Raw genomic sequence first — 24,340 nt, 5'->3', positions numbered from 1 at the left:
CTGTGTCAGTTACCTGCTGTCTGCGCCGCTGCCAGAGCCGCGTTCCAGAACGGGTTTGCGAAAATCAGGATCATTGCAACAACAAAGCAATAGATCGCCGTCGACTCGATCATGGCAAGGCTGACGAACAAGGTGCGCGATATTGTCGAAGATGCATCTGGTTGCTGGGCGATGGCGCTAAGTGCTGTCGATGCCGTGCGTCCTTCGCCCAAGGCTGGCCCGATGGCACCAAACGAAACCGTAAGGCCCGCCGTAAAGATTGAGATGGCCGCGATGATGCCAAGGTCTGTCATGTTATGTCCCTTTCAGGCTGAGATTGGGGTGGCGGCGCGGTGGCGCTAGAGATGTAAACCGTCGCCAAAATTGCAAAAATGTAGGCTTGGATCATGCCGGTCAGAAGTCCAAGCACATCCATGACCACCGGGAAGAAGAACGGCGCAACGCTCAGCAGGATCGCCGCGATCACCGCTCCGCTCATGATGTTCCCATACAGACGGATCGCCAACGATATCCCACGCGAAAACTCTGAGATGATGTTGAACGGCAGCATGATGAACGAGGGCTGAATATAGGTCTTGAGGTATCCCCCCAGCCCCCGACTGGTGATGCCAAACAGTGGCACGGCAATCAGAACCGACAACGCAAGCGCCGTTGTGGTCGACAACGAGGCCGTCGGCGGTTCGAAACCGGGGATGACCAACATCAGGTTCGACATCGCGACAAACAGAAACAGCGTGCCGGCATAATACAAAAGTTGGCGGTTGGGCCGACCGGCGACTTCTTCGATCTGACCCTGAATACCCTGAACGATCACCTCCAACGTGGTCCGCCACCGATTTGGCGGTACATCCGGGCGCAGGTTTCGCGTGATCAGGATGGCGCCCACGCTAAGCACCGCCATGACAATCCATGTATAAAAAATGGTCGCATTGATCGGAATGTCCCATATCTGAAACATGATCACCTGATCCGGCGAGAGGTTCATGGTGCCCCCTCCGCGGGGGGGGCGACGCGCGCAACGGTTGTCACGACAAACCGGACAATCAGAAACGCACCCGCGTAACCCACAAGCGACCATGGGCCACCCTGCTTCACAACCAGCCAACCAACACCCAAAAGGGCCGATATCCGCAAGGCCGCGCTCAGGAAAAGCAAGCTCACGGGTTTGGCGGATCGCAAGGCCCAGCGCATCCCAAGACCAAGGCCCGCAAAGAACACTACGCTCATCACGGCTCCGACTGCCAGACCCAGCAACAAAATGCTCCAATCAAACGGCATCATTGGTCGCCTCCTTCTTTATTGATCCACGCCGCAGCAATAAAGCCGCCCAGCGCCACGCCCCCAAGGATCAGGGCAATTGTCCACGAAAACCCTTGTGGCGCAGTCCGGTCCAGCCAAAGGCCCAAAAATGCGCCACCCACGGTTGGTACGGCAATCGACCAGCCAATCATCCCGAAGGTTCCAATGCCCCGCAGCGGGCTGGGGCCGGGATGCTCCCGCTTGGATTTCATGCGCGTCGCGTGCCGCGCGATGTCCTCGGCCGGTTTGTCGGGTTTGTCAGAGTTACCATTCATTACAGTGGCCTTTGCAGTTCAGCAAACCGGCGCACCATATCCGCCTCAAGCCGCGACAAGGCAGATCGTGCCTGCCGTTCTTCTTCATCCATCTGGATGAAGCTGGCCTCGACTGTATTGCGTAAGGTGTCCAGAGTGTCGCCATGCACCCCCCGCAGGGCAACAACGGAAACCTTGTGACCTTTCTTGACCAACAGCCCCTCATCAAGGCCAAAGATTTCCTCGGACCCATCCGCCAGGTGCAGCGTCAGAACTGACGGCACAATCGCAGTCACAAAATCAACGTGGTTTGGCAAGATCCCGAAAGCCCCGTTGGGGGCCACGGCTGTGATGCCAGTGCACCGTCCTTCATACAGCATTCGGGTGGGCAGGCGCAGCGTGACGCTCATGTCGGTTGCCGTGTTCATGTCGCGGCCTCAAGATCTTCAAGACCGCCGATCATGTAGTACGCGCTTTCGGGCAGATCGAACTGGGTCTGGTTCAGGATCGTTTCGCACCCGTTCAGGGTTTGCGCGATCGGTACCAGTTTGCCTTTCCCACCGCTAAAGGCCTCGGTTGTGAAAAACGGTTGCGTCAAGAACCGCTCCAGCCGCCGGGCCCGTGCAACCGTCGCCCGATCAGCAGAAGACAGTTCTTCAAGCCCCAGCATCGCGATAATGTCCCGCAACTCTTCGTATTCCGCCAATGTCCGACGTACAGCACGGGCAATGTCGTAATGCCGCTGACCAACCACCGACGGCGTCAGCATGACCGAGGCTGACGCCAGCGGATCGACGGCCGGGTAAAGGCCTTCGCTGGCGCGTTTGCGTGACAACACCACCGAAGCGGACAGATGCGAAAAGATGTGCGCCGCCGCCGGGTCGGTAAAGTCATCCGCTGGCACATATACGGCCTGGATCGAAGTGATCGCCCCCCGGTTGGTCGATGTGATACGTTCCTCCAACCCGGCCAGTTCTGTCGCCAGCGTCGGCTGATACCCGACGCGCGACGGCATCCGGCCCATCAGGCCCGACACTTCGGACCCGGCCTGCACAAAACGAAAGATGTTGTCGATCAACAGCAGCACGTCCTGCCCTTTGTCGTCGCGGAAATACTCGGCCATGGTCAACGCGGTCTGCCCCACCAGAAACCGCACACCCGGTGCCTCGTTCATCTGGCCAAACAGCATCACCGTTTTGTCGCGCACCCCGGCCTCGCCCATTTCGCGGTACAGTTCTTCGGCCTCGCGTGATCGCTCGCCGATGCCGCAGAACAGACTGACGCCCTGATGATACTGGACGGTGTTGTTAATAAGTTCTGTGATCAGAACCGTCTTGCCGACTCCTGCCCCGCCGAACAGCCCGGTTTTCCCTCCCCGTTCGATGGGGGACAGCAAGTCAATCGCCTTGATACCCGTCTCCAGAATTTCAGAATGCAGTACCCGGTCGCTCAGCTTCGGCGGACTTTGGTGAATCGCGCGACGCTCGGACGTTTCTGGCGCAGGGCGTCCGTCAATCGGGGCGCCAAACACGTCAAGCATCCGGCCAAGCACTGCGTCGCCCACCGGCACCCGGATCGGTCCGCCGGTTGCGCGGACCACCATGCCCAGCCCCAAACCGCGCACCGGGGCCATCGCCATCGCGCGCACCATTCCATCCCCGATCAGAGACGACACTTCCAGCGCGACATCCCCGGCAAAAAGCAAGTCATGAATATGCGGCAACGCCCCGTCGAACTTCACATCGACAACACCGCCACGGATCGCAGCAATCCGACCGTCAGCCAAAGTATCCAGAGTGTCGGTGGTTTGGGTGCTCATGTTTTGTCCCAATTATCCTTGGCGGTCCAGCCCTTGGTATCACCATATCAGGGCAGACCCATTGCTGATCCTGATACACCGACATAAATCAGCACAGGATTGACCTGCGTCAATGATCAGACAGACACGGACATTTTTTCCGTCAATCGACTCTGCTGTGCACGATTTGCAATCACAACCAGATCAATCAACGGTAGACGGCCATAGGAACCAGAACAATCGTTTCTTATTGGGCAAGTTTGGCGTTGTTGGTTGGGCATTTGATACGCATCAATTTCAGACCGCAACGTTTCGACTAGATCCCTACCAAATCCATCAGCTTGAGAAAGGCGCAAGCAATGGCAAAAGTCACATCACTTCATGATGAAAGCACGCTGCAACCAAAAAGCAGCGTTGTGCCCGACCGCTCGAAGCCCAAAACCATCAGCGCGACCCGTCATTCAAAACCACTCTCGCATTCCCATACGACGATGGAGCAAGCGCTGGACAAAGGGCTGAAGGCCACAGTGGCAAAGTTCACAGCGGGTCTTTCCCCTATTGCGCTTGCGGCGGCCTATTCCGACTGGGCTTTACATCTGGCATCGGCCCCCGGCAAGCAACTGGAACTGCTTGAAAAAGCCGGAAAGAAAACAGGGCGGCTGGCAAATTATGCAACCCATTGCGCGACCAATCCTGACACGTCGGACACCTGCATTACCCCGTTGCCGCAGGACAGACGGTTCAACGACGACAGCTGGCAAAAGTGGCCCTATAACGTCATGTATCAGAGCTTCCTGCTGAATCAGCAATGGTGGCACAACGCCACCACGGGCGTCGAAGGCGTAACCCAACAGCATGAAAACGTTGTCGAATTCGCTGCGCGCCAGATGCTGGATGTGTTCTCGCCCTCGAACTATGCCCTGACCAACCCCGAGGTTCTGATCCAAACAGCGCGGCAGGGTGGCAGGAACCTGTATCGCGGCTGGCAGAACTATATCGAGGACGTGTCACGCGCCCAAAGCGGGCAACGCCCCGTTGGCACCGAAGACTTCGAAGTCGGGCGCAACATGGCCACCACACCGGGAAAGGTGGTGTGCCGTAACCGCCTGATCGAATTGATCCAGTACGAGCCGACGACCGACAAGGTTCGTCCGGAACCCATTCTGATCGTGCCCGCCTGGATCATGAAATACTATATTCTTGACCTGTCCGAAGATAACTCGTTGGTGCGGTACCTGACATCTCAAGGCTTCACGGTCTTCATGATCTCGTGGAAGAATCCCGATTCTGATGACCGTGACATGGGGATGGACGATTATACCTCGATGGGTGTCATGGACGCACTGGACGCGGTCGAAACCATCACCGATGGACAGAAAACCCATGCCATCGGATATTGTCTGGGCGGCACCTTGTTGTCGATCGCTGCCGCCGCGATGGCGCGGGACGGCGATGATCGGTTGAAAAGCCTGACGTTCCTGGCGACACAGACAGACTTTACCGAAGCGGGCGAACTGATGCTGTTCATCAATGACAGCCAGCTTACCTTTCTTGAAGATCTGATGTGGGATCAGGGCTATCTGGACACCACGCAGATGGCCGGAGCCTTTCAACTGCTGCGCTCGAACGATCTGATCTGGTCGCGCATAATACATGACTACCTGATGGGTGAACGCACCCCGATGAACGATCTCATGGCGTGGAATTCCGATGGCACCCGCATGCCCTATCGGATGCATTCCGAATATCTGCGGCGTTTGTTCCTCGACAATGATCTTGCCGAAGGCCGCTATCACGTCGGGGATCATCCCATCGCCATCTCTGACATCCGTGCGCCCGTCTTTCTTGTCGGAACTGAACGGGACCACGTCGCGCCGTGGCAGTCAGTCTATAAGTTCAACCTGATCTCGGACACGGATGTGAAATTCGTTCTGACCAGCGGCGGCCACAACGCCGGTATCGTGTCCGAACCCGGGCACCCCCACCGGCATTATCGGGTCCGCGACAAAACCAAGGATCACTCTTACGTTGATCCGGATCACTGGATGAACGAAACGCCACCGGTTGATGGATCGTGGTGGCCGGAACTGTCGGCGTGGTTGGCCGCAAAATCGGGCGAGCAGATCGCCCCACCCGCGTTGGGAGATGAAGCGAAAGGGTATGCACCGCTTTGCGATGCGCCCGGAACCTATGTGTTTCAGGAGTAATCTCTGATGCTGGATACCCTTCTCAAAGGCAAACGCGGGCTTGTTGTCGGGATCGCGAACGAACATTCAATCGCTGCCGGATGCGGCATGGCCTTTCATGCCGCCGGCGCCGATCTTGCCGTGACCTATGCTGACGAAGTATCCAGACCCTTCGTGGCGCCTGTTGTCGCGAAACTCGACGCGCCGATCTTTATGCCACTGAACGTCCAGACAGACGATCAGCTTGAGGCCGTTTTCGATGCGATAGACCGCGAATGGGGCGAACTTGACTTTGTTTTGCACTCGATCGCCTTCTGTCCAAAAGACGATCTGCATGGGCCTGTCAGCCAGTGTTCGAAAGAAGGCTTTGCTCAGGCAATGGACATTTCGGTGCATTCCCTGATCCGAATGACACGTCTGGCGGTTCCTTTGATGAAAAACGGCGGCAGCATTCTGACCATGAGCTATTATGGCGCCGAAAAGGTCGTCGACCATTACAACATCATGGGCCCGGTCAAATCCGCACTGGAAGGCACAGTACGCTATCTGGCCGCCGAACTTGGACCCAAACAGATCCGGGTCAATGCGATTTCGCCTGGTCCGCTAGAAACTCGGGCGGGTTCGGGCATCGCCCATTTTGACGAACTGATCGACGCGGCCCGCAAACGCGCGCCCGAACAGGGCCTCGTGACGATTGAGGATGTCGGCCATATGGCAGCGGGCCTGGTCAGCGACATGTCCCGAAAGGTGACCGGCAACATCGCCTATGTCGATGGCGGCTATCACGTCCGGGCGTAGCACCCTGCGGGTGTCGTCAAATCAACCGACAGGCTCGGTCATACCTCCACCTCAGCTGACGTCCGAAAAAGGCATCCCTCAATGCAATTCATCGAAAACCGCACGTTTGACGAACTCAAGGTCGGTGACAGCGCCGAACTGACGCGGACCTTGAAAACCGAAGACATCGAACTGTTCGCCGTCATGTCCGGCGATGTGAACCCGGCACATGTGGACCCTGAATTTGCCCAGTCGGACATGTTTCACAAGGTCATCGCGCATGGCATGTGGGGGGGCGCCCTGATTTCAGCCGTGCTTGGCACTGAATTGCCCGGACCCGGAACGATATATCTGAACCAGAACTTCAGCTTTCGCCATGCCGTCGGGTTGGGCGATACCGTTACGGTGCGTGTGACCGTTGCCGAAAAGAAACCAGAGCATCAGCACGTTGTCCTTGACTGCAGCTGCATCAATCAAAGCGGCGAAACCGTTATCGAAGGGCAAGCATTGGTAATCGCCCCTTCTGTCAAAGTCCGCCGCCCCCGTGTCGTGTTGCCCGAGGTGCACCTGCATGAACGCGGGGCCCGGTTCGAAGCCCTGATGAAGGCGACTGCCCCCCTTGCGCCGGTGCGCACCGCTGTCGTCCACCCCTGTGATACCCTGTCTCTGGAGGGCGCGTTAGAGGCTGGCGCAAAGGGCATGATTGTTCCGATCCTCATTGGTCCAAGGGCAAAGATCGAAGCCGCCGCTGCCGAGGCCCAGCGTGATCTGGGCCAAGTCGAAATCGTCGATGTCCCGCACAGTCACGCCGCCGCCGAACGGGCTGTTGCGCTGGCACGCGAAGGCAAAGTCGACATGTTGATGAAGGGCAAGATCCATACCGATGAATTGCTCCGGCCTGTGGTTGCCAAGGACACTGGCCTGCGGACCGAACGCCGGATCAGCCATGTCTTCGCGCTGGATGTGCCGAACTATCCCAAGCCGCTTCTGATCAGCGATGCCGCCATCAACATCTTTCCCGATCTGCAAACCAAACGCGATATCGTCCAGAATGCCATTGATCTGGCTTTGGCGCTTGGGATCGACATTCCGAAAGTCGCGTTGCTGTCAGCGGTTGAAACCGTCACCCCCAGCATTCCCTCTACCGTCGATGCATCGGCGCTATGCAAAATGGCTGATCGCGGACAAATCACCGGAGGAATGCTGGATGGGCCGCTGGCCTTTGACAACGCCGTCTCAAAATCGGCGGCCGAGACCAAAGGCATACATTCGGCCGTGGCTGGCGACGCAGATATCCTGATCGTGCCCGATCTTGAGGCCGGAAATATGATCGCCAAACAACTGATCTATCTGGCCGGAGCCGATGCCGCCGGGCTCGTTCTGGGCGCGCGCATCCCCATCGTGCTGACCAGCCGGGCCGACGGCGTGCTGTCCCGTCTGGCCTCGGCTGCAATGGCGCAATTGTTCGTGCACCATCAATCCAGCCGCATCCCGGACTAAGCACAGTCTTCCTTGTCTTTGAACAAACGTGCTGTTTACCGGTCAGGAAAAACTGTTCCCCGACCGGCTTGTGCCAGCCAAACGCCGATCATGCCCTTAGGTGTTCGGCTGTCACTCTGGCCCCGGCATCCAGACAGACGGTGCAGGATCGCCTTCGAGCTGTCTTAAGCGCTTCTTAAGCTGCGCGTTTTCATCAGAAAGCGTCAGCACAACCGCGATGCCTGCCAGGTTGATACGCAGATCCCCTTGCAATCGCTGCACCCGCCGAATGACGGTGACGCTTGAACTTTCAAACCGCCACGCCCTGCGATCAGATCCCACGGGTTCCAGAATGCCCTCTTCGACCAGATCAATGATCCAGTCTGCCGAAGACCCGCTCATGCGGCTTAAATCGGTCAGGGACAAAGAGGCCACCAATTCAGCCATCGGGATCAAAGCTTTGTTCGATGCCATGATTTACACTCCCAATCCTTGACGCGGATCGTAATCTATTTCCCGCGCCATTTCTTCATAAAGCTCTCGCGCTTTGTCTGTCTCGGTTGGCGGAATGACGATCTTGATCACGGCGTACAACGCGCCTGCAGGTTTGCCCGGAATTCCCCGCCCCTTGAAGCGCAGTTTCTTACCCGCCTGCGAATGTTTCGGCAGCGTCAGTTCGACCTTGCCACCGGGTGTCTTGACCTCAATCCGCCCACCCAGCGCGGCCTCCCACGGGGTCACCGGCAAGTCCATGAACACGTCCCGCCCCTCAACCCGGAAACCGGGTTGGTCACGCAAAGCCACCTCAAGGAAAAGATCGCCCGATTTGCCTTGACCAACCCCCGGCGCGCCCTGACCGGCCAGCCGGATATGCTGCCCTTCGGTGACGCCCTTGGGAATTGCGACCCGAATGGACCGTTCGCGCAGCACAACGTTTCCGTGCGCATCAAGTTCGGGTTTGCGCAGAGTGAAATCCCGCGTCCCGCCATTATAGGCCTCGTCAAGATCGATGACGATCTTGGCATGGTGGTCTTGCCCCGGCGCATGCATCTGTCGCCCGGACTGCATTCTGGGATCAAACCCACCCCTGCGTGAAAACAGTTCGTCAAAAAACGAACTGAACTGCTCGGGGTCGGCCTCGGTAAACCCGCCGCCGGAAAACTCAAACCCGTCATCCCAGTCGGGCGGTGGGCGAAAGGATTGCCCTTCCTGCCAATTCGCACCCAACTGATCATAGGCCGCGCGTTTTTCAGGGTCTTGCAAGACTTCAAACGCCTCGCCGACTTCCTTGAACTTTTGCTCTGCCTCGGCCGCATCGGGGCCGGTATTTACATCCGGGTGATACTTTCGCACCAGCTTTCGATACGCACGCTTGATTTCGTCCTGAGACGCGCTGCGCTCGACGCCCAGAACTTTGTAATAGTCTTTGTATTCCATGCCGTTGGGCCCCCAGTGAAACCCCGGATACTTTCTACGAAAGCTCGGTCCATTTCAATTCTATGCGCTCAAATGACCCATAGCAAAAAGTTTGTCGGCTTGACTTGATCAAGCGCAATGTGCGTGCAGTCAATCCCGTCAAAAAACAAACAGTCGATTAACGCGCACAAGCCAAGGCAGTTGGTGCAAGTCCTGAAACAAACGTGGATAATGAAAGCCAAGATTCTTTTTTGAAAGGCAAACGATGACGTCCGAGACGTCCGACACCTCTGCTGGTTTGCCGCTTGAAGACAGCGGCCTTGCCAAAGCCACCCCTTTGCCTGCCGCAAAGACAGCTGGACGGTCGCGCCTGATCCTGATTCCAATGTTTATGGCCACACTGTTCACCGGTGCCGTCATCGGAATGTACTTCCAGCCACCGGGCTTGCGGGTGTTCTTCAATATCACCGGGCTGCAGCCCGGTGCCGGCACCAACACACCCATCGCCGTTGCCATTCAACAGGTCACAACCCAAGAACAAGTCGCGGTCATCAGCGCTGGCGATGTGGTCGCGTTGGGTCGGATCATTCCGCGTGGCGATGTGATCAGCGTCGCCACACCGTCGGGCGCCGGTGATGCCAGAATTGCCCAACTGCGCGTCAAGGAAGGTGATCTGGTCGAAGCAGGCGACGTTCTGGCGGTCCTGGACAACCTGTTGCCCCTGGAAAGCGCCGTCGCCTCGGCCGAAGCGTTTCTACGCGTCAGCGAGGCCAGTCTGGCCCAAACCCGCGCCTCTATCGCTGCCAGCCTTGCCGAGGCCCAAGCATCCTACGACCGGGCCGAAGCAACTGCCGCCGCCGCTCAGTCCGATCTGGACCGCTACACCGCCTTGCTAGAGCGCGGCGTCACCACCCGCGCCGAATTCGATCAGATCGTCGCCCATGCGAACGAGGCTGGCCGCGATGTCGAACGGGCTTTGGCCACGCTGTCCCGCTATGCCACCGGGTCCGAAACCGTTCAGGCCGATATCGCGGTGGCCGTGGCCAACCTTGCTGCCGCCCGTGCCGACCTTGTCCGCGCCGAACGCGATCTTGAACGTGCCTATGTCCGCGCGCCGGAAAGCGGCATGGTTCTGGACATCAACGTGCGATCCGGCGAACGCCCGGGGTCAGCCGGGATTATTGATCTGGGCGATACGTCGCAAATGACGGTCGAAGCTGAAGTGTATCAAACCATGATCGGACGCGTCACCATCGGAGACCCTGTCACCATCAGCGCCGATGCTTTGCGTCAGGATCTGAACGGCGTGGTAACGGCCATCGGGCTTGAAATCGGACGCCAGTCGATCACCTCGGACGATCCGGCGGCCAACACCGACGCGCGGGTCGTCGACGTGATCGTGACCCTTGATGCCGCATCATCAAAGATGGCATCGACATTTACCAACCTCGAAGCAATCGTGCGGATCGGCACCGGTCAGGCGGAATGAGCTGGCTGCTGACCCTTCTGTTCCGGCGTCTGCCAATCGGCTGGCTGCAGCTGACCCACAGCCGCGGACGGTTCATTGCCGCCGTGTCGGGCGTGGCCTTTGCCAACCTTCTGGTGTTCATGCAACTGGGCATCATGGGGGCGATGAACACCTCTACCGTCGCGCCCTATTCCCTGATCAGAACAGATATCATCCTGTCGTCAGAAGACGGCAACACGCTGACCGATGCCGGCCACATTCCCCGCGCGCGAATGTTTCAGGCGCTTGGCGTGCCCGGTGTTGCCACCGCGATGCCTCTTTACATCGGCAACCTGCCCTTCACGCTTGAAGATGGATCGTCGGTGTCTCTTCTCAGCTTTGGCGTCGACATCGCAAAACCCGGCTTCACATCCGCGGATATCGCGGCTGATCTCGACCAGTTGAGCATCGAAAACACAGCGCTGCTCGACAAAGGCACACGCGGTATGCCCGACTTTGTGATCAAGGGGCTCGAGGCCGGAACCCGCTATAGCTTTGAAACCGGCGGCAATACTCTGACCACAATCGGCACGATGGATATCGGCGGCGGATTTCTGGCCGACGGGATGCTTGTGATGTCTGATCAGACCTTCTTACGTGTGTTCCCAAAGCGCAGCAGCGGCGCGCCCAATCACATTCTGATCCAAACCGAAGACGGGGTTTCGACCGACACTGTCATTACCCGCCTGCAGGCCGCCCTGCCTGGCGGCAATCTCAGGATCCAAAGCGTCGAAGGCTCTGCCGACAATGATCTGACCTTTATGGCGACCGAACGCCCAACCGGCATTATCTTTGGCTTCGGGGTATTCATGGGCATTCTTGTCGGGCTGGTCATCGTCTATCAGGTGCTATCCACCGATGTAGCCGATCATCTGCGCGAATACGCGACGTTCAAGGCCATGGGCTATGGCCATCGGTTTTTTCTGGGCATCGTCTTTGAAGAGGCCATCATTCTCGCGATCTTCGGCTTCGTTCCAGGCTTGCTGGTCTCGATGGGGCTGTATGCCGGTCTGGTTGCCGCCACCGGGCTGCCGGTCGCGATGCAGGTCAGCCGCGCGTTTCTTGTCTTTCTTGGCACACTGATCGCCTGCAGCCTGTCCGGTGCCATCGCCACGCGACGGCTTGCCAATGCCGATCCCGCGGATCTGTTCTGATGCCAGATGCGCCAATCAAAACCCTTGGCCTGAACCACTTTTTCGGATCCGGAGACGCGCGCAAACAGGCCATGTTTGACATCAACATGGACATCACCCGCGGCAGCCTGACGATCCTGATGGGCCCGTCCGGCTCGGGCAAAACGACACTTCTGACTCTGATCGGGTGCCTGCGCGACGTTCAGGACGGCAGTGTGCAGGTATTGGGCCAAGAGGTGCGCGGCGCGAGCGAGGCCATGCTGGTCAGCCTGCGGCGGCGACTGGGCTTTATCTTTCAAGCCCACAACCTGCACGAAAGCCTGACCGCGACGCAGAATGTGTTGATGGGTCTGCAGGTTCACGGGGGTGGCGACCCCGTCAGGCAGCGCACCGCAGCCCATCACATTCTTGACCTTCTGGGGCTTGCCGACCGCCGCGATTATCTGCCGGGCAACCTGTCAGGTGGTCAGAAACAAAGGGTCGCTGTCGCCCGCGCGCTGGTCTCAAACCCCGAGATCATTCTGGCCGACGAACCAACCGCCGCGCTCGACAAAGAGTCCGGGCATAACGTGGTCAAGATGCTCAAGACACTGGGGGACAAACGTGGGACAACAACCGTCATGGTCACACATGACCCCCGGATCCTTGAAATGGCCGACCGCATCATCACTCTCGAGGATGGGCGGATCGTGTCCGACACCCACCCCTGAACAGGCGACTGGATAGGCCTGCAACGGCCTGAAACCCACCCCCTCCTTCTCAAGCTGCATCTTGTCCGCATCGTCCTTGCAGTTGTTGATCAACGCCTGCCGTCAAAGGTCGGCGGTATGCAGCAAGTCGGATGCCAAAGAGGATCCCTGACGAGATTCTGTTGCCATGTGAATTATCCTTGGACATTAAGGACAGGTCGCGCCACCCTACCCCCACCAATTGCATCCAAGCCTTGGGGGAGAGCGCCGATGGAAGTTTCCTTTGCCAAAGAGATCGAAAAGCTGCGGCTTGGCGATGGCGACATGTTCCACGGCGAAGGCATTCTGGCCGTCACCAAGGCCCTTTTGCAGTCAGGCGTGTCCTATATAGGCGGATATCAGGGCGCACCGGTATCGCATCTGATCGACGTCATGGTGCAGGCCGCCCCGCAAATGTCCGAACTGGGCGTGCATGTCGAACCCTGCACGAACGAAGCGTCAGCTGCTGCGATGCTGGGCGCATCAATCATGTATCCGGTGCGCGGCGCCGTGACGTGGAAATCCATCGTAGGCACCAATGTCGCGGCAGATGCCTTGTCCAACCTCGCCTCGCCCGGCGTTTTGGGCGGCACGCTGATCGTCATTGGCGAAGATTACGGCGAAGGATCCTCGGTCATTCAGGAACGCAGCCACGCCTATGCCATGAAATCGACGATCTGGCTGATGGATCCGCGACCCAACCTGACCAGCATCGTGACCTGTGTTGAGCGGTCTTTCGAACTGTCCGAGGCCTCGAACACGCCCGTCATGATGGAACTGCGCATCCGCGCCTGCCATGTTCAGGGCGAATTCATTGCCAAGGACAACGTCAAACCGGCGATTTCGATGCAACAGATGCTGACCGACCCCGCGCCGCACCAATACGAACAGCTGGCACACCCGCCTGTCACGTTCGGGCACGAGCGGAAGAAATCCGGTGAACGAATGCAGGCCGCACGACAATTCATTGCCGATCACAAGCTGAACGAGCTGTTTGACGGCCCCGAGGGCGAGGTTGGCCTAATCGTGCAAGGCGGGCTTTACAACGCGCTGATCCGGGCCCTGACCGAACTCGGCCTCGCCGATACGACGGGGCGTTGCGATCTGCCCATTCTGGCGCTGAATGTCGTCTATCCGCTGGCGCCCGACGAAATCCTTGCCTTCGCAAATGGCAAACGTGCTGTTCTGGTGCTGGAAGAAGGCCAACCGGAATACATCGAAAACGAAATTGGCACGATCCTGCGCCGCGCAGGCTCGACCACCACACTGGCAGGCAAAGACCTCCTGCCCATGGCTGGCGAATACTCCGCACCGGTAATGACCGCTGGCATCGGCACCTTCCTGCGCCAGCATCTGCCGCGTATCGGCAACCAGCTGGGCGACGAAGGCTATGCCGAAGAGGTCGCCGCGCTTCAGGATCAGGCCGCCGCATTGCTGAACGCCCCGGTCCCGCCGCGCCCGCCCGGCTTTTGCACCGGCTGCCCCGAACGCCCTTTCTTTGCAGCCCTGAAGCTGACCCAGCAAGAGATCGGCCCGGTCCACTATTCCGCCGATATCGGATGCCACGCCTTCGCAACCTTCGCGCCGTTCAATTTCGGAAACTCAATCCTCGGCTATGGGATGAGCCTTGCCTCAAACGCCTCGGTCGCCAGCTTTCAGGAAAAGCCGCCGCTTGCCGTGATGGGTGATGGCGGGTTCTGGCACAACGGGCTGCTGTCCGGCGTGACCTCCCGCCTGCTGAATGGCGGCGATGGCGTGCTGGTGATCATGAAAAACGGCTACACCTCGGCCACCGGTACGCAAGAGGTGATCTCGTCCCCCGACACCGACATGAAACTGCGTGCCGCCGAACAAAGCGCAACTCACGGCGAAACCACCATCGAAGACGCGTTGAAAGGTGTCGGAGTGAAGTGGCTGCGCACCGTCCACACCTATCGCCTGTCCAAAATGCGCGACACACTGCGCGAAGCGTTCACGACCAAATTCAAGGGCCTCAAAGTGATTGTGGCCGAAGGCGAATGCCAGCTTGAACGCCAACGCCGTGTCAAACCAATCCGCGCCAAAGCATTGCAGGCCGGAGACCGTGTCGTACGCACCCGCTTTGGCATCGATGACGACACCTGCACGGGCGATCATTCCTGCATCCGTCTGTCAGGTTGCCCGACCCTCACCGTCAAAACCTCGACCGACCCGCTGAAAACCGACCCCGTCGCCCATGTCACCAATGGCTGCGTCGGCTGCGGGCTTTGTGGCGAAGTCGCGCATGCCGCCACCCTCTGCCCGTCCTTCTGGCGCGCCGATATCGTGTCAAATCCGCGATGGTGGGACCGAACCCGCGCCGCCCTGCGCCGCGCTTTGACAGGAATACCCGCATGACCCGCCCACCTCTTCGGATATTGCTCGCCGCCTTGGGCGGAGAAGGCGGTGGTGTGTTGATGAACTGGATCGTCGCCGCCGCTCGATCTGCCGGACATGGCGTTCAGGCGACATCTGTTCCCGGCGTTGCCCAGCGCACCGGTTCGACCAGTTACTATATCGAGATTGCCGCGCCAAACGACCCGCACGCCGTTCTCAGCCTCGTGCCGATGCCCGGGCGCGTCGATGTCGTCGTCTCCAGTGAACTCGTCGAAACCGCCCGCGTCATGTCGGCTGGCTTTGTCTCCCCCAAACTCACAACCCTGATTTCCTCAACCGCCCGGTTCTATTCGACGGCTGAAAAGATCTCGATGGGCGATGGCCGGTTTTCGGAAGATACCATAGCCAAAGCCGCCGAAACCATGGCCAAACACAGCTTCCTCCTGGATCTCGGCCAGCTTGCCATCGACAACGGGACCTTCGTCAGCGCCACCATGTTCGGCGCACTGGCCGGAAGCGGGGTTCTGCCATGGAGCGCTGATCATTCCCGGTTGCAACTCACAGATCCAAAGTCACAAGCCGGGTTTGATGCCGCCGTCACAGCCGTCACCGCCCTCAAAACCGAACGCCCCCCAGTCGCGCCAAATCCCGTCCCGGTCGCGCCGCCAGAGGCTTCAGGCCTGCAAACCGTCCTCGCCCATGGCACCTCGCGAATGACCGACTATCAGGACGCCGAGTATGCGCAGATGTATTCTGACCGCGCCCAGTCCCTGATTGCGCAAACCGACCTGACCGATCATCGCGCAGTCCACGCGCTGACAGAAGCCTGCCGACGCCTCGCGCTCTGGATGGCCTTTGAGGACATCGCCCGCGTGGCTGATCTCAAAACCCGCCCGGAACGGTTCGCCAAAATCCACGATGAAATCCAACTCGAGCCGGGCCAGACCCTCACCATAACAGAGTATATGAAACCGCGCCCCGAAGAGATCGCCGATATCCTGCCCGTAAACCTGGGCACGCGCATCATGGCCCGCGTAGAAAGCGGCAGACGTTTTCCGCTGTTGGGCCGTGGCCTCCATCTGCGTTCGAACGGCATCATCGGCTACCGCCTGCTCCGCATGGTCGCAGCCCTCAAACGCATCCGTCGTCGGTCCTACCGGTTCCAGATCGAACAAGCTCAGATCGAAATTTGGCTGACCCTGATGCAAACCGCGCTCCGCCAATCCCCCGATTTCGCCATGGCACTGGCCGAACTGCCGCGTGTGCTCAAAGGCTATTCCGATACGCTGATGCGCGGCAAGACGGCTTATACCCAGATCATGTCGCAGGTGGTGGAACCGTCCGTCACAACCGGTGCAGACGCCGCCAATGCCCGCCTTCTGCGCGAGTCCATCGGCGCCGCCCTCGCCGATGACAGCCACGAAAAACTGAACGCCGTCCTGATGGGCATCGCACCAGACCCTGCCATTCCAAATCTCAAGAAAGCCGCCCATGCCTGACATGCTGACCAGCCACCGCACCCTTTTCATCGAATGGGGCGATTGCGACCCGGCCGATATCGTCTTCTACCCCAACTATTTCAAATGGTTCGACGCCTCGACAGCGCATCATTTCAAATCCGCCGGATTGCCCAAGCCAGAGTTGATCCGGCGCTATGGCGTCGTCGGCTTCCCGATGGTCGACACCCGCGCGAAATTCCATATCCCATCGCGCCACGGTGACGAGGTTGCCATCGAAACCACGATCTCACGGTTCGGATCCTCCAGTTTCGATGTCGAACATCGCCTGACGCGTGACGGAAAACTTGCCGTCGAAGGCTTTGAAAAACGCGTGCTTGTCCGCAAAACCGATGACGGAACCAGCATCACCTCCTGCCCGGTCCCGGACGAAGTCAAACGCCTCTTCACCCGCCAGCCCTGACCGGGCTGCTTCTTTCTTGTGAACAATACCCCAGGGAGTTTGAGGGACAGCGTCCCTCATTCCCATAAATCGACTGCGCCAAAGGCGCACAATTTGACTCCAGCAGGCTCACGCTCCCGGACGGATCAACGTCTCAACCGAAACCGGCATCTTCGGCCCGACATCCAGCCGCCAGGCAAACGGCACAGTATCATGTTGCGGAAACAGCTGTGTCACCATCGGATCGTGCCCCGGAATGACCCGTTCGTTCCCCCCCGCGATCCGGCGGATCGTGTTGAACCCGTCCAGCATGGGCTCCAGATCCGCAACGATCGGGAACGGTTTGCCCAGCAGAAAATTCTCGTAATAATGCGTCGCGTCCGACGCCAGACACAGCGGGCCAAACTGGGTCTCCACCTCGACCACTTGCAACCCGCGCGAATGACCGCCCACACAATGCACCCGCACGCCGGGCGCGACTTCCGCCGATCCGTCGTGAAACATCACCCGACCGGAATAAACGTGGCGCACCATCTCACAGACGTGACCCACCGTGAACGGCATTTGCAGCACGTCGTGGCACATACAGGGCCCGGTGGCATAGGCCATTTCGGCGGCCTGCACATGAAACACCGCGTTTGGATACCTGTCCAACCCGCCCGCGTGGTCATAATGCAGATGCGTGATGATCACCGTATCGACAGTGTCCGCATCAACGCCCAGCGCCCCGATCGCTACGGCTGGATCCAGCAGGATCGGGCGATCCCGGCGCCGGGCCTCGCCTTCGTCATACCCGGTATCAACCAGAATCCTGCGCTGGCCATTGTCCAGGACCCAGACAAAATAGTCCATCCCTTCCGGCTCGGCCGGGTGGTCATCAAAAATGTAACTATCACCCCGCACCCGTTCAGACCGATGTGCATATTTGACCGCGTGTACTTTCCAGGCGTTGCTCATCCATTACTCCCCCTACCGCTTGCATGTTGCGTCTCATGCATTCCGCCGTTGAAAACCTGTCGTTCGCTGCCGTCACGGAAGCATCAAAATTTTATTTGCCGAAGACTATCCGAAAATTCTGACTTTTGACGCGTCAAATGACGTATTCATTGAAAAACGCGCAGAAATGACCGAACAAGAGTCTGCCCTGCATCGCAATGGCGTCAACTGCAGGCACGTCATATCCCTCTCGACTACGGAGCTTTTCTGATGACCGATCCCTTCTCACTTGATGGCCTGCGCATTCTCATCACCGGCGGAGCTGGCGGGATCGGGGCGGCGACAGCCCGGCTTTGCGCCGCGCGAGGAGCCGATGTGATCATCCTGGATTGCGCCGATCCGTCTGCGGTCGCGGACGAAATCGGGGGCACCGGATACATCTGCGATATCGCCGACCGCGCAGCCGTCCAGCAGATCGCTGCCAAGGTCGGAGCAGTCGACGGATTGGTATTGGGCGCCGGAATCCAACCTTATGATCAATGGGGTGACGACGCCTGGGCCGACAACTGGGACCGGGTGATGTCGATCAACACCTTCGGCATGGCCGCAACGGCCGAAGCCTTTTTTGACGGGATGAAGCCCAAGGGCGGTAAAATCGTCCTGATGGGCAGCCAGTCGGGCCGCAATGGCGGCAATTTCAGCGGCCCGCATTACGTATTCTCCAAAGGCGGCGTTCATTCCTTTTGCCGCTGGCTGGCGCGCAAGGGGGCGCCGCACAACATTCTGGCAAACGCCGTCGCCCCGGGCGCAGTCGACACCGCGTTCCTTCAGGGCCAGACGCTGGACACCAGCGCTCTGCCGCTGGGCCGCATGTGCCAACCAGAAGAGGTCGCCGCCCCGGTCGCCTTCCTTCTGTCGCCGGGCTGCAGTTACATCACTGGCGCCGTGCTGGACGTGAACGGCGGCACGACGTTCAACTGACCTCGCGCATGGGACGCGCCGGTTATGACTTGCACCTGCTGTGCCGGCTCCATTAACTCCGAAACCGGACCTTCTCAGATGTTCAAGACTGTCTAAAAGTTGATTTGCTTTAATGCACACATCAATGTATGCATTAAAGCAATACCCATCGAACGGCCTCGTTGTGTTTTTTCCACCGGTAAGGAGTTGTGATGAAGACCCCCATCCCAAAACCAACGCGGGTCGCGGATGCCTATGAGATGCTCAAGGACGAAATCCGATCGAACCGGATGCCCCCCGGTTTTCAGGCCCCCGAGCCTGAAATCGCCGCCCGTCTGGGGATGAGTCGCACGCCCGTGCGCGAAGCGTTGATCCGTTTGCAAGCCGAAGGTCTGGTCGAACTGATTCCGCGCCGTGGGGCACGGGTTCTGCCGATCCGTGCCGAAGACATGCAGGAAATCTATGAAATCTTCACCTCGCTTGAACCCGACGCCGCTGCCGCCCTGGCGCGCACAAATCCGACCCAAGCGCAGTTACAGCCGTTGACCGACGCGACCGCCGCCATGGAACGCGCCCTTGATACAGATGATCTTGACGCCTGGGCCGAAGCGGATGACCAGTTCCACCGCCACCTGCTGAACCTGCACGGCAACCGGCGCCTCAGCGGCATCCTTGAAACGCTCTACGATCAGGCCCACCGCGCCCGGATGATCACGCTGCGTCTGCGCGAGGTTCCGCTGCAATCGACACAAGATCATCGCGACATTCTTGAGGCGCTCAAGAACGGCGATGCCGAGCGCACACGTGCGCTGTTCCGCCGTCATCGCGAGCGCGCTGCCTTTGAATTGCTGAACATCCTCGAAAACTACAAGCTGCCCCTGCTGTAAGGACAAGACATGCAAACCCCAATACGGATAGCCCTGATCAAAGGCGACGGGATCGGAATCGATGTGTCAGACGCCGCGATGACCGTCGCTCAAGCCGCCTGCGACCACGTTGGTGGCTGCGCCTTTGACATCGCCGAAATCAAGGCCGGTGCCGGGTATTTTCAGGAAACCGGTCAGGATATCGAACCCGGCGGCGAAGACGCGGCGGGGAAAGCCGACGCGATTTTCCTTGGCGCCATCGGGCTGCCCTCGGTGCGGTATAGCGACGGGACCGAAATCAGCCCGCATTTGCGACTGCGCGACCGCTTCGGGCTTTATGCCGGGGTGCGCCCGGTCAAAGCTTATCTCAATGCGCCGCAAAGGCTGGCCGATCCCCGCGCCGCCAATATCGATATGGTGATCTTGCGCGAATCCACCGAAGGCCTGTTTTATTCTGCGGCTGTCCACAACCGCAGCGACATCATCGGCGACAGCGAAGTCCGCGATACGCTGCGCATCACCCGCGCGACCACAGAAAAGCTGCACCATTTCGGGTTTCGTCTGGCCCAGAAACGCAAGGCGCGCGGCAAACCCGGGCGGCTGACGTGTGTTGACAAGGCAAACGTCTTTGCCTCGATGGCGTTTTTCCGCAAAATCTATGACGAAATCGCCCCCGCCTATCCCGACATCGAAACCGGCTATAGCTATGTCGACGCGCAGGCCCTGAACCTGATCCGCAATCCTTGGGACTATGATGTAATGGTCATGGAAAACATGTTCGGAGATATCCTCAGCGATCTGGCCGGGGGGCTGGTCGGCGGCATGGGCATGGCCGCCTGCGCCGAAATTGGCGACGCAAACGGCCTGTTCCAGCCTGCTCATGGCAGCGCGCCCGATATCATGGGACAGGACAAGGCGAACCCGCTGGCCGCAATCCTGTCCGCCGCATTGATGCTGGATTACCTTGGCGAAAGAACCGGAAACACACGTTTCGATGAAGCCGCCCATGTGATCGACTCTGCCGTTGACGCAGGCTTTGCCGCAAACGCTCTGCGCCCGATAGAATTTGGCGGCGACATGGGCACGCGGGCCGTGACCCAAGCCGTGTTGGACAGTATCGTTTCTCGAAACGGCGGAGCAATGACATGACACTTCTCGTGGGCGCAATTGCCGATGATTTCACCGGAGCCACAGACCTGTGCAACACACTGGTCAAAGAAGGCATGCGCACCGTACAGGTCATCGGTGTGCCGGATGACACCACCGATATCGGCGACGCCGACGCCGTGGTCGTCGCTTTGAAATCGCGCACCGCTCCGGTCGATTTGGCCGTGTCTCAATCAGTGGCAGCGCATGACTGGCTGACGGCACATGGCGCGGCGCAGGTTGTCGAAAAATACTGCTCGACCTTCGACTCCACTGCAGACGGCAACATCGGCCCGATCACCGACGCCCTGATGGAACGCTCGGGCGCGCAGATCGCCGTGATCTGTCCTGCTTTCCCGGAAAACCTTCGCACTATTTATCAGGGGCACTTGTTCGTCGGCGCAGATCTTCTGTCGGACAGTTCGATGAAAGACCATCCCTTAACGCCAATGCGCGACGCCAGTCTTGTCCGCCTGACAGAGGCGCAGTCCAAAGGCAAAGCAGGCGTGGTCCCGCTTCAGGTTATCCGCCAAGGACCCGCAGCAATCCGCGATGCTATTGCAAGCCTGCAGACCCAAGGCTTCTCTTACGCAGTGACCGATGCCATCGACCCGGAAGATCTGCGCGCGATCGGGGCAGCGATTGCCAGCCATCCGCTGGTCACAGGTGGGTCAGGCATCGCCACCGGTTTGCCTGACAATTTCCGCGCCACAGGCCAGTTGGGCAAAGCCCACAACCCGCGCCTGCCAACACCCACAGGGCGCAAACTGGTTCTCGCCGGAAGCTGCTCACAAGCGACCCGCCAGCAAATCGCGAGGGTTCAGGACACATGGCCGACCCGCAAACTGGATATCGACGCGCTTGCGACGGGCACTGACATTGCCGCCGAACTCGCCGACTGGGCACTGAACACCCCCGCCGATACCCCGGTTCTGATCTACAGCTCTTCGGATCCGGCCGAGGTCACCGACCTGCAGGCCAAATACGGTCGCGAAGCGATTGGCGAAAAGGTCGAACAGACGCTGGGCCGGATCGCAACCCAGCTGGTCGCGAACGGCTTTGATACCCTTGTCGTTGCGGGGGGCGAAACCTCGGGCGCCGTGGTTTCAGCCCTAAGTGTACGCGCGTTGCGCATCGGCCCCGAAATTGCACCGGGCGTGCCGTGGACAGAAACCCTTGGCGGCCCACCAGTGGCGCTGGCCTTGAAGTCCGGCAACTTCGGTGGCGAAACCTTCTTCGAAGACGCTTTTGGAATGCTGACATGAGTGAGGCCAAACAGCGCGACGAGATCGCCCGCCTTGCCAAATCTCTGTTCGAGCGAGGCCTGACCTTTGGCAGTTCCGGCAACATCTCGGTCCGGCTGGACGATGGCTGGCTGATGACGCCGACAGGCTCAAGCATGGGCGCGATTGACCCGGCCCGGATCTCGAAACTTGACCTTCGGGGCACCCATATCAGCGGCGACAAGCCGACCAAGGAATCTTTCCTGCACACCGCCATGTACGACCAGCGCCCCAACGCCGGGGCCATCGTCCACCTGCACTCCACGCACTCCGTTGCCGTTTCCTGTCTGCATGACATCGATCACAACAACGTTCTGCCCCCGCTGACGGCCTATTACGTCATGCGCATCGGCACCCTGCCCCTGATCCCTTACTTCGCCCCCGGCGACATGGATCTGGCCAGGGCGGTCAGCGAAATGGCCAACCGCCACCACGCAGTATTGCTGGCCAATCACGGCCCTGTGGTTGCTGGAAAATCGCTGAGCGACGCCGTCTATGCCACCGAAGAACTGGAAGAAACCGCCAAGCTTTTTCTGGCTTTGCAAGGCATGCGCACCCGTCCATTGACCGACGATCAGGTCACCGATCTGCGCAAACGGTTCCCGACCCAAACCTGAGGATTTCCGATGTACGTTGTCTGCGTCACCTTCGACATTAATCCCGATGACATTGCCGATTTCATGCCCCTGATGCTGGAGAACGCGCACAATTCGTTGACGCTAGAACCCGACTGCCACCAGTTCGACGTCTGCCGAGATCCGGACCGACCCGATACCGTGTTCCTATATGAGCTTTACACCGACCGGGCAGCCTTTGATGCGCACCTGAACAGCGCCCACTTCCGGTCCTTCGACGCCAAAGCCGCGCCGATGATAGCGGGCAAGGTGGTCGCCACCTATACCCGCGAAGCACCGCTATCCGACAAGTGACGGAAGATACAAAACGATCCCCGGGAACGCGACCAACAGCGCAATCGTCACCGCGTCAGCCACGAAGAACGGCATCACACCGCGAAACACGTCCTGCACGCTCAGGTCCGGCCGAACCCCGGCCACCACAAAGCAATTCAGACCGATGGGTGGGGTGATCAGACAGAACTCGGCCATTTTGACCACCAGAATGCCAAACCAGATCGCGCACATGGTGCCGCTCATCCCGAAGGTGCTTTCCGCCGCTGTTACGGCCTCTCCGCCATTCAGCGCCATCACGGCAGGGTAAACCACCGGTAGCGTCAAAAGCAGCATCCCGATCGCATCCATGAACATGCCCAGCACCGCATAGGCCAACAGAATGCAGACTAAAATCAGCATCGGCGGGTATGGCAGGGCAGAAATCCAGTCAGCAAAAACACCCGGCAAATCCGCAAATCCCAGGAACCGGACATAGATCAGAACGCCCCAGATGATCGTAAAGATCATCACCGTCAGCTTGGCGGTTTCCAGCAGGGCTGATTTGAGTTCCGACAGGCGCATACCCCGGAACAAAGCCATCAGGAACACCACAAACGCACCCAGCGCGCCGCCCTCCGTCGGCGTGCCCCAGGCATCGCCAAAGGGGTTGTAGACGAAGAAGATGATGATCACGACAACAAAGACAATCGGCAACGCGGGCGGAAGCGACACCAGCCGTTCTTTCCAGGTAAACCCGGTTACAGGCGGGCCAACGTTCTTGAAAATCACCGCGATGCCAACGATCAGCAGGGCATAAATCACCGCCGAAAACGCCCCCGGAATGAACCCGGCCAACAGCAGCTTGCCGACGTCCTGTTCAACGATGATCGCATAGATCACGAGGATCGCCGAAGGCGGGATCAGCGAGGCCAGCGTGCCCCCTGCGGCAACGACTCCGGCTGCGAATTGCTTGTTGTACCCGACTGCCAGCATCTCGGGGATAGCGATGCGGGCGAAGACCGCCGCCGTTGCCACGGATGCGCCCGACACGGCGGCAAAGCCTGCCGTGGCGAATACCGTCGACACCGCCAACCCGCCCGGCACCCAGGCGATCCAGCGTTTTGCGGCTTCAAACAGCGCTTTAGTCAGCCCCGCGTAATAGGCAAGATACCCGATCAGGATAAAGGTCGGGATCAGCGACAAGGCCTGCGAAGAAACCTTGGAGTGAGGCACCTGCCCCGCCGTCTTGATCGCAACGGTCAGTGCCCAGCCGAAATCTTCGGGGTCGAAGCCTTTCTTGGACCAGAAAATCAGGATCAGACCGACAAGCCCGGCGATACCGGCAGCAAAAGCAACTCGCATGCCGATAACGACCAAGACCAGCATACCGGCGGTGACCCAAAGGCCAATTGTAATCGAATCCATGCG

The 24,340-nt window shown here is 59.2% G+C and carries 25 protein-coding genes; 15 read left to right on the top strand and 10 right to left on the bottom strand.

Features of this window, described 5'->3' with window-relative positions:
- Positions 1–5: 5 nt before the first annotated feature.
- From FOY56_RS16315 to atpD, 6 genes are read right to left on the bottom strand one after another with little or no spacing between them, the layout of a single operon-like run.
- Complete coding sequence (locus FOY56_RS16315; RefSeq protein ID WP_146346931.1) at positions 6–293, bottom strand: F0F1 ATP synthase subunit C; 288 nt, start codon at positions 291–293, stop codon at positions 6–8.
- Positions 290–985 carry a F0F1 ATP synthase subunit A gene (locus FOY56_RS16310; protein WP_146346930.1) on the bottom strand — a complete coding sequence of 232 codons (696 nt, stop codon included), beginning with the start codon at positions 983–985 and terminating at the stop codon, positions 290–292. Before FOY56_RS16310 ends, FOY56_RS16315 begins: the two co-directional genes overlap by 4 nt.
- Positions 982–1,281, bottom strand: coding sequence for an ATP synthase subunit I (locus tag FOY56_RS16305; RefSeq protein ID WP_222435002.1), 300 nt, complete (start codon positions 1,279–1,281; stop codon positions 982–984). The genes FOY56_RS16310 and FOY56_RS16305 overlap by 4 nt, the downstream gene beginning before the upstream one ends.
- Positions 1,278–1,574 (bottom strand): AtpZ/AtpI family protein, encoded by a 297-nt coding sequence (locus FOY56_RS16300; RefSeq protein WP_146346929.1) that lies wholly within the window; start codon positions 1,572–1,574, stop codon positions 1,278–1,280. The genes FOY56_RS16305 and FOY56_RS16300 overlap by 4 nt, the downstream gene beginning before the upstream one ends.
- On the bottom strand, positions 1,574–1,981 hold the full coding sequence (locus FOY56_RS16295) for an ATPase (protein WP_146346928.1): 408 nt from the start codon (positions 1,979–1,981) through the stop codon (positions 1,574–1,576). Before FOY56_RS16295 ends, FOY56_RS16300 begins: the two co-directional genes overlap by 1 nt.
- Complete coding sequence (gene atpD, locus FOY56_RS16290) at positions 1,978–3,372, bottom strand: F0F1 ATP synthase subunit beta (protein ID WP_146346927.1); 1,395 nt, start codon at positions 3,370–3,372, stop codon at positions 1,978–1,980. The genes FOY56_RS16295 and atpD overlap by 4 nt, the downstream gene beginning before the upstream one ends.
- 338 nt (positions 3,373–3,710) lie before the next feature.
- Here atpD and FOY56_RS16285 point away from each other — a divergent pair, with 338 nt between their 5' ends.
- The 3 genes from FOY56_RS16285 to FOY56_RS16275 all read left to right on the top strand — a co-directional run bounded on the left by FOY56_RS16285 (position 3,711) and on the right by FOY56_RS16275 (position 7,814).
- The gene (locus FOY56_RS16285; RefSeq protein WP_146346926.1) at positions 3,711–5,558 is read left to right on the top strand and encodes a PHA/PHB synthase family protein; all 1,848 of its coding nucleotides are present in this window, start codon (positions 3,711–3,713) and stop codon (positions 5,556–5,558) included.
- A gap of 6 nt (positions 5,559–5,564) precedes the next feature.
- A complete protein-coding gene (gene fabI / locus FOY56_RS16280) occupies positions 5,565–6,335 on the top strand; it encodes an enoyl-ACP reductase FabI (protein ID WP_146346925.1) in 771 nt (256 codons plus the stop codon).
- Between the two features lie 81 nt (positions 6,336–6,416).
- Positions 6,417–7,814 (top strand): bifunctional enoyl-CoA hydratase/phosphate acetyltransferase, encoded by a 1,398-nt coding sequence (locus tag FOY56_RS16275; RefSeq protein WP_146346924.1) that lies wholly within the window; start codon positions 6,417–6,419, stop codon positions 7,812–7,814.
- 111 nt (positions 7,815–7,925) lie between these two features.
- Here FOY56_RS16275 and FOY56_RS16270 read toward each other — a convergent pair whose 3' ends face one another.
- Positions 7,926–8,267: a chaperone modulator CbpM gene (locus FOY56_RS16270; protein ID WP_146346923.1), complete on the bottom strand. Its 342-nt coding sequence runs from the start codon at positions 8,265–8,267 to the stop codon at positions 7,926–7,928.
- Between the two features lie 3 nt (positions 8,268–8,270).
- Complete coding sequence (locus tag FOY56_RS16265; protein ID WP_146346922.1) at positions 8,271–9,230, bottom strand: DnaJ C-terminal domain-containing protein; 960 nt, start codon at positions 9,228–9,230, stop codon at positions 8,271–8,273.
- Between the two features lie 244 nt (positions 9,231–9,474).
- On the opposite strand from FOY56_RS16265, the gene FOY56_RS16260 reads away from it, so the two are divergent.
- The 6 genes from FOY56_RS16260 to FOY56_RS16235 all read left to right on the top strand — a co-directional run bounded on the left by FOY56_RS16260 (position 9,475) and on the right by FOY56_RS16235 (position 16,852).
- Positions 9,475–10,698: an HlyD family efflux transporter periplasmic adaptor subunit gene (locus FOY56_RS16260; RefSeq protein ID WP_146346921.1), complete on the top strand. Its 1,224-nt coding sequence runs from the start codon at positions 9,475–9,477 to the stop codon at positions 10,696–10,698.
- The gene (locus FOY56_RS16255) at positions 10,695–11,870 is read left to right on the top strand and encodes an FtsX-like permease family protein (RefSeq protein WP_146346920.1); all 1,176 of its coding nucleotides are present in this window, start codon (positions 10,695–10,697) and stop codon (positions 11,868–11,870) included. Before FOY56_RS16260 ends, FOY56_RS16255 begins: the two co-directional genes overlap by 4 nt.
- Positions 11,870–12,559 carry an ATP-binding cassette domain-containing protein gene (locus FOY56_RS16250; RefSeq protein ID WP_146346919.1) on the top strand — a complete coding sequence of 230 codons (690 nt, stop codon included), beginning with the start codon at positions 11,870–11,872 and terminating at the stop codon, positions 12,557–12,559. The genes FOY56_RS16255 and FOY56_RS16250 overlap by 1 nt, the downstream gene beginning before the upstream one ends.
- A 249-nt stretch (positions 12,560–12,808) precedes the next feature.
- On the top strand, positions 12,809–14,953 hold the full coding sequence (locus FOY56_RS16245; RefSeq protein ID WP_146346918.1) for a thiamine pyrophosphate-dependent enzyme: 2,145 nt from the start codon (positions 12,809–12,811) through the stop codon (positions 14,951–14,953).
- Complete coding sequence (locus tag FOY56_RS16240; protein ID WP_186766359.1) at positions 14,950–16,431, top strand: indolepyruvate oxidoreductase subunit beta family protein; 1,482 nt, start codon at positions 14,950–14,952, stop codon at positions 16,429–16,431. The genes FOY56_RS16245 and FOY56_RS16240 overlap by 4 nt, the downstream gene beginning before the upstream one ends.
- Positions 16,424–16,852, top strand: a complete 429-nt coding sequence (locus tag FOY56_RS16235) for an acyl-CoA thioesterase (protein ID WP_222435001.1) — start codon at positions 16,424–16,426, stop codon at positions 16,850–16,852. Before FOY56_RS16240 ends, FOY56_RS16235 begins: the two co-directional genes overlap by 8 nt.
- Before the next feature lie 108 nt (positions 16,853–16,960).
- On the opposite strand, the gene FOY56_RS16230 is transcribed toward FOY56_RS16235, so the two are convergent.
- Entirely contained in the window at positions 16,961–17,788 is an 828-nt protein-coding gene (locus FOY56_RS16230) for an N-acyl homoserine lactonase family protein (RefSeq protein ID WP_146346916.1), read from the bottom strand.
- Between the two features lie 249 nt (positions 17,789–18,037).
- Between FOY56_RS16230 and FOY56_RS16225 the strand changes: the two genes are divergently transcribed.
- The 6 genes from FOY56_RS16225 to FOY56_RS16200 all read left to right on the top strand — a co-directional run bounded on the left by FOY56_RS16225 (position 18,038) and on the right by FOY56_RS16200 (position 22,951).
- Positions 18,038–18,748 (top strand): SDR family NAD(P)-dependent oxidoreductase, encoded by a 711-nt coding sequence (locus FOY56_RS16225; RefSeq protein WP_146346915.1) that lies wholly within the window; start codon positions 18,038–18,040, stop codon positions 18,746–18,748.
- Positions 18,749–18,939: 191 nt separating this feature from the next.
- Entirely contained in the window at positions 18,940–19,614 is a 675-nt protein-coding gene (locus FOY56_RS16220) for a GntR family transcriptional regulator (protein WP_146346914.1), read from the top strand.
- A gap of 9 nt (positions 19,615–19,623) precedes the next feature.
- A complete protein-coding gene (locus tag FOY56_RS16215; RefSeq protein ID WP_146346913.1) occupies positions 19,624–20,742 on the top strand; it encodes an isocitrate/isopropylmalate dehydrogenase family protein in 1,119 nt (372 codons plus the stop codon).
- Positions 20,739–22,004 (top strand): 3-oxo-tetronate kinase, encoded by a 1,266-nt coding sequence (otnK, locus tag FOY56_RS16210; RefSeq protein ID WP_146346912.1) that lies wholly within the window; start codon positions 20,739–20,741, stop codon positions 22,002–22,004. The genes FOY56_RS16215 and otnK overlap by 4 nt, the downstream gene beginning before the upstream one ends.
- On the top strand, positions 22,001–22,639 hold the full coding sequence (gene otnC, locus FOY56_RS16205) for a 3-oxo-tetronate 4-phosphate decarboxylase (protein ID WP_146346911.1): 639 nt from the start codon (positions 22,001–22,003) through the stop codon (positions 22,637–22,639). Before otnK ends, otnC begins: the two co-directional genes overlap by 4 nt.
- A gap of 9 nt (positions 22,640–22,648) precedes the next feature.
- Positions 22,649–22,951, top strand: a complete 303-nt coding sequence (locus FOY56_RS16200) for a putative quinol monooxygenase (protein WP_146346910.1) — start codon at positions 22,649–22,651, stop codon at positions 22,949–22,951.
- Here FOY56_RS16200 and FOY56_RS16195 read toward each other — a convergent pair.
- Positions 22,937–24,337 carry a TRAP transporter large permease gene (locus FOY56_RS16195; RefSeq protein ID WP_146346909.1) on the bottom strand — a complete coding sequence of 467 codons (1,401 nt, stop codon included), beginning with the start codon at positions 24,335–24,337 and terminating at the stop codon, positions 22,937–22,939. The genes FOY56_RS16200 and FOY56_RS16195 overlap by 15 nt on opposite strands.
- Positions 24,338–24,340: the final 3 nt, after the last annotated feature.

Source organism: Falsiphaeobacter marinintestinus (genome assembly GCF_007923355.1).
Taxonomy (GTDB): domain Bacteria; phylum Pseudomonadota; class Alphaproteobacteria; order Rhodobacterales; family Rhodobacteraceae; genus Phaeobacter_A; species Phaeobacter_A marinintestinus.
This window is presented reverse-complemented; position numbering and strand designations above follow the sequence as displayed.

Excerpts from the sequence above, each read along its gene's own strand:
- FOY56_RS16315 (WP_146346931.1), bottom strand. The coding sequence starts at position 293 with ATGACAGACCTTGGCATCATCGCGGCCATCTCAATCTTTACGGCGGGC.
- FOY56_RS16310 (WP_146346930.1), bottom strand. The coding sequence starts at position 985 with ATGAACCTCTCGCCGGATCAGGTGATCATGTTTCAGATATGGGACATT.
- FOY56_RS16305 (WP_222435002.1), bottom strand. The coding sequence starts at position 1,281 with ATGATGCCGTTTGATTGGAGCATTTTGTTGCTGGGTCTGGCAGTCGGA.
- FOY56_RS16300 (WP_146346929.1), bottom strand. The coding sequence starts at position 1,574 with ATGAATGGTAACTCTGACAAACCCGACAAACCGGCCGAGGACATCGCG.
- FOY56_RS16295 (WP_146346928.1), bottom strand. The coding sequence starts at position 1,981 with ATGAACACGGCAACCGACATGAGCGTCACGCTGCGCCTGCCCACCCGA.
- atpD (WP_146346927.1), bottom strand. The coding sequence starts at position 3,372 with ATGAGCACCCAAACCACCGACACTCTGGATACTTTGGCTGACGGTCGG.
- FOY56_RS16285 (WP_146346926.1), top strand. The coding sequence starts at position 3,711 with ATGGCAAAAGTCACATCACTTCATGATGAAAGCACGCTGCAACCAAAA.
- fabI (WP_146346925.1), top strand. The coding sequence starts at position 5,565 with ATGCTGGATACCCTTCTCAAAGGCAAACGCGGGCTTGTTGTCGGGATC.
- FOY56_RS16275 (WP_146346924.1), top strand. The coding sequence starts at position 6,417 with ATGCAATTCATCGAAAACCGCACGTTTGACGAACTCAAGGTCGGTGAC.
- FOY56_RS16270 (WP_146346923.1), bottom strand. The coding sequence starts at position 8,267 with ATGGCATCGAACAAAGCTTTGATCCCGATGGCTGAATTGGTGGCCTCT.
- FOY56_RS16265 (WP_146346922.1), bottom strand. The coding sequence starts at position 9,230 with ATGGAATACAAAGACTATTACAAAGTTCTGGGCGTCGAGCGCAGCGCG.
- FOY56_RS16260 (WP_146346921.1), top strand. The coding sequence starts at position 9,475 with ATGACGTCCGAGACGTCCGACACCTCTGCTGGTTTGCCGCTTGAAGAC.
- FOY56_RS16255 (WP_146346920.1), top strand. The coding sequence starts at position 10,695 with ATGAGCTGGCTGCTGACCCTTCTGTTCCGGCGTCTGCCAATCGGCTGG.
- FOY56_RS16250 (WP_146346919.1), top strand. The coding sequence starts at position 11,870 with ATGCCAGATGCGCCAATCAAAACCCTTGGCCTGAACCACTTTTTCGGA.
- FOY56_RS16245 (WP_146346918.1), top strand. The coding sequence starts at position 12,809 with ATGGAAGTTTCCTTTGCCAAAGAGATCGAAAAGCTGCGGCTTGGCGAT.
- FOY56_RS16240 (WP_186766359.1), top strand. The coding sequence starts at position 14,950 with ATGACCCGCCCACCTCTTCGGATATTGCTCGCCGCCTTGGGCGGAGAA.
- FOY56_RS16235 (WP_222435001.1), top strand. The coding sequence starts at position 16,424 with ATGCCTGACATGCTGACCAGCCACCGCACCCTTTTCATCGAATGGGGC.
- FOY56_RS16230 (WP_146346916.1), bottom strand. The coding sequence starts at position 17,788 with ATGAGCAACGCCTGGAAAGTACACGCGGTCAAATATGCACATCGGTCT.
- FOY56_RS16225 (WP_146346915.1), top strand. The coding sequence starts at position 18,038 with ATGACCGATCCCTTCTCACTTGATGGCCTGCGCATTCTCATCACCGGC.
- FOY56_RS16220 (WP_146346914.1), top strand. The coding sequence starts at position 18,940 with ATGAAGACCCCCATCCCAAAACCAACGCGGGTCGCGGATGCCTATGAG.
- FOY56_RS16215 (WP_146346913.1), top strand. The coding sequence starts at position 19,624 with ATGCAAACCCCAATACGGATAGCCCTGATCAAAGGCGACGGGATCGGA.
- otnK (WP_146346912.1), top strand. The coding sequence starts at position 20,739 with ATGACACTTCTCGTGGGCGCAATTGCCGATGATTTCACCGGAGCCACA.
- otnC (WP_146346911.1), top strand. The coding sequence starts at position 22,001 with ATGAGTGAGGCCAAACAGCGCGACGAGATCGCCCGCCTTGCCAAATCT.
- FOY56_RS16200 (WP_146346910.1), top strand. The coding sequence starts at position 22,649 with ATGTACGTTGTCTGCGTCACCTTCGACATTAATCCCGATGACATTGCC.
- FOY56_RS16195 (WP_146346909.1), bottom strand. The coding sequence starts at position 24,337 with ATGGATTCGATTACAATTGGCCTTTGGGTCACCGCCGGTATGCTGGTC.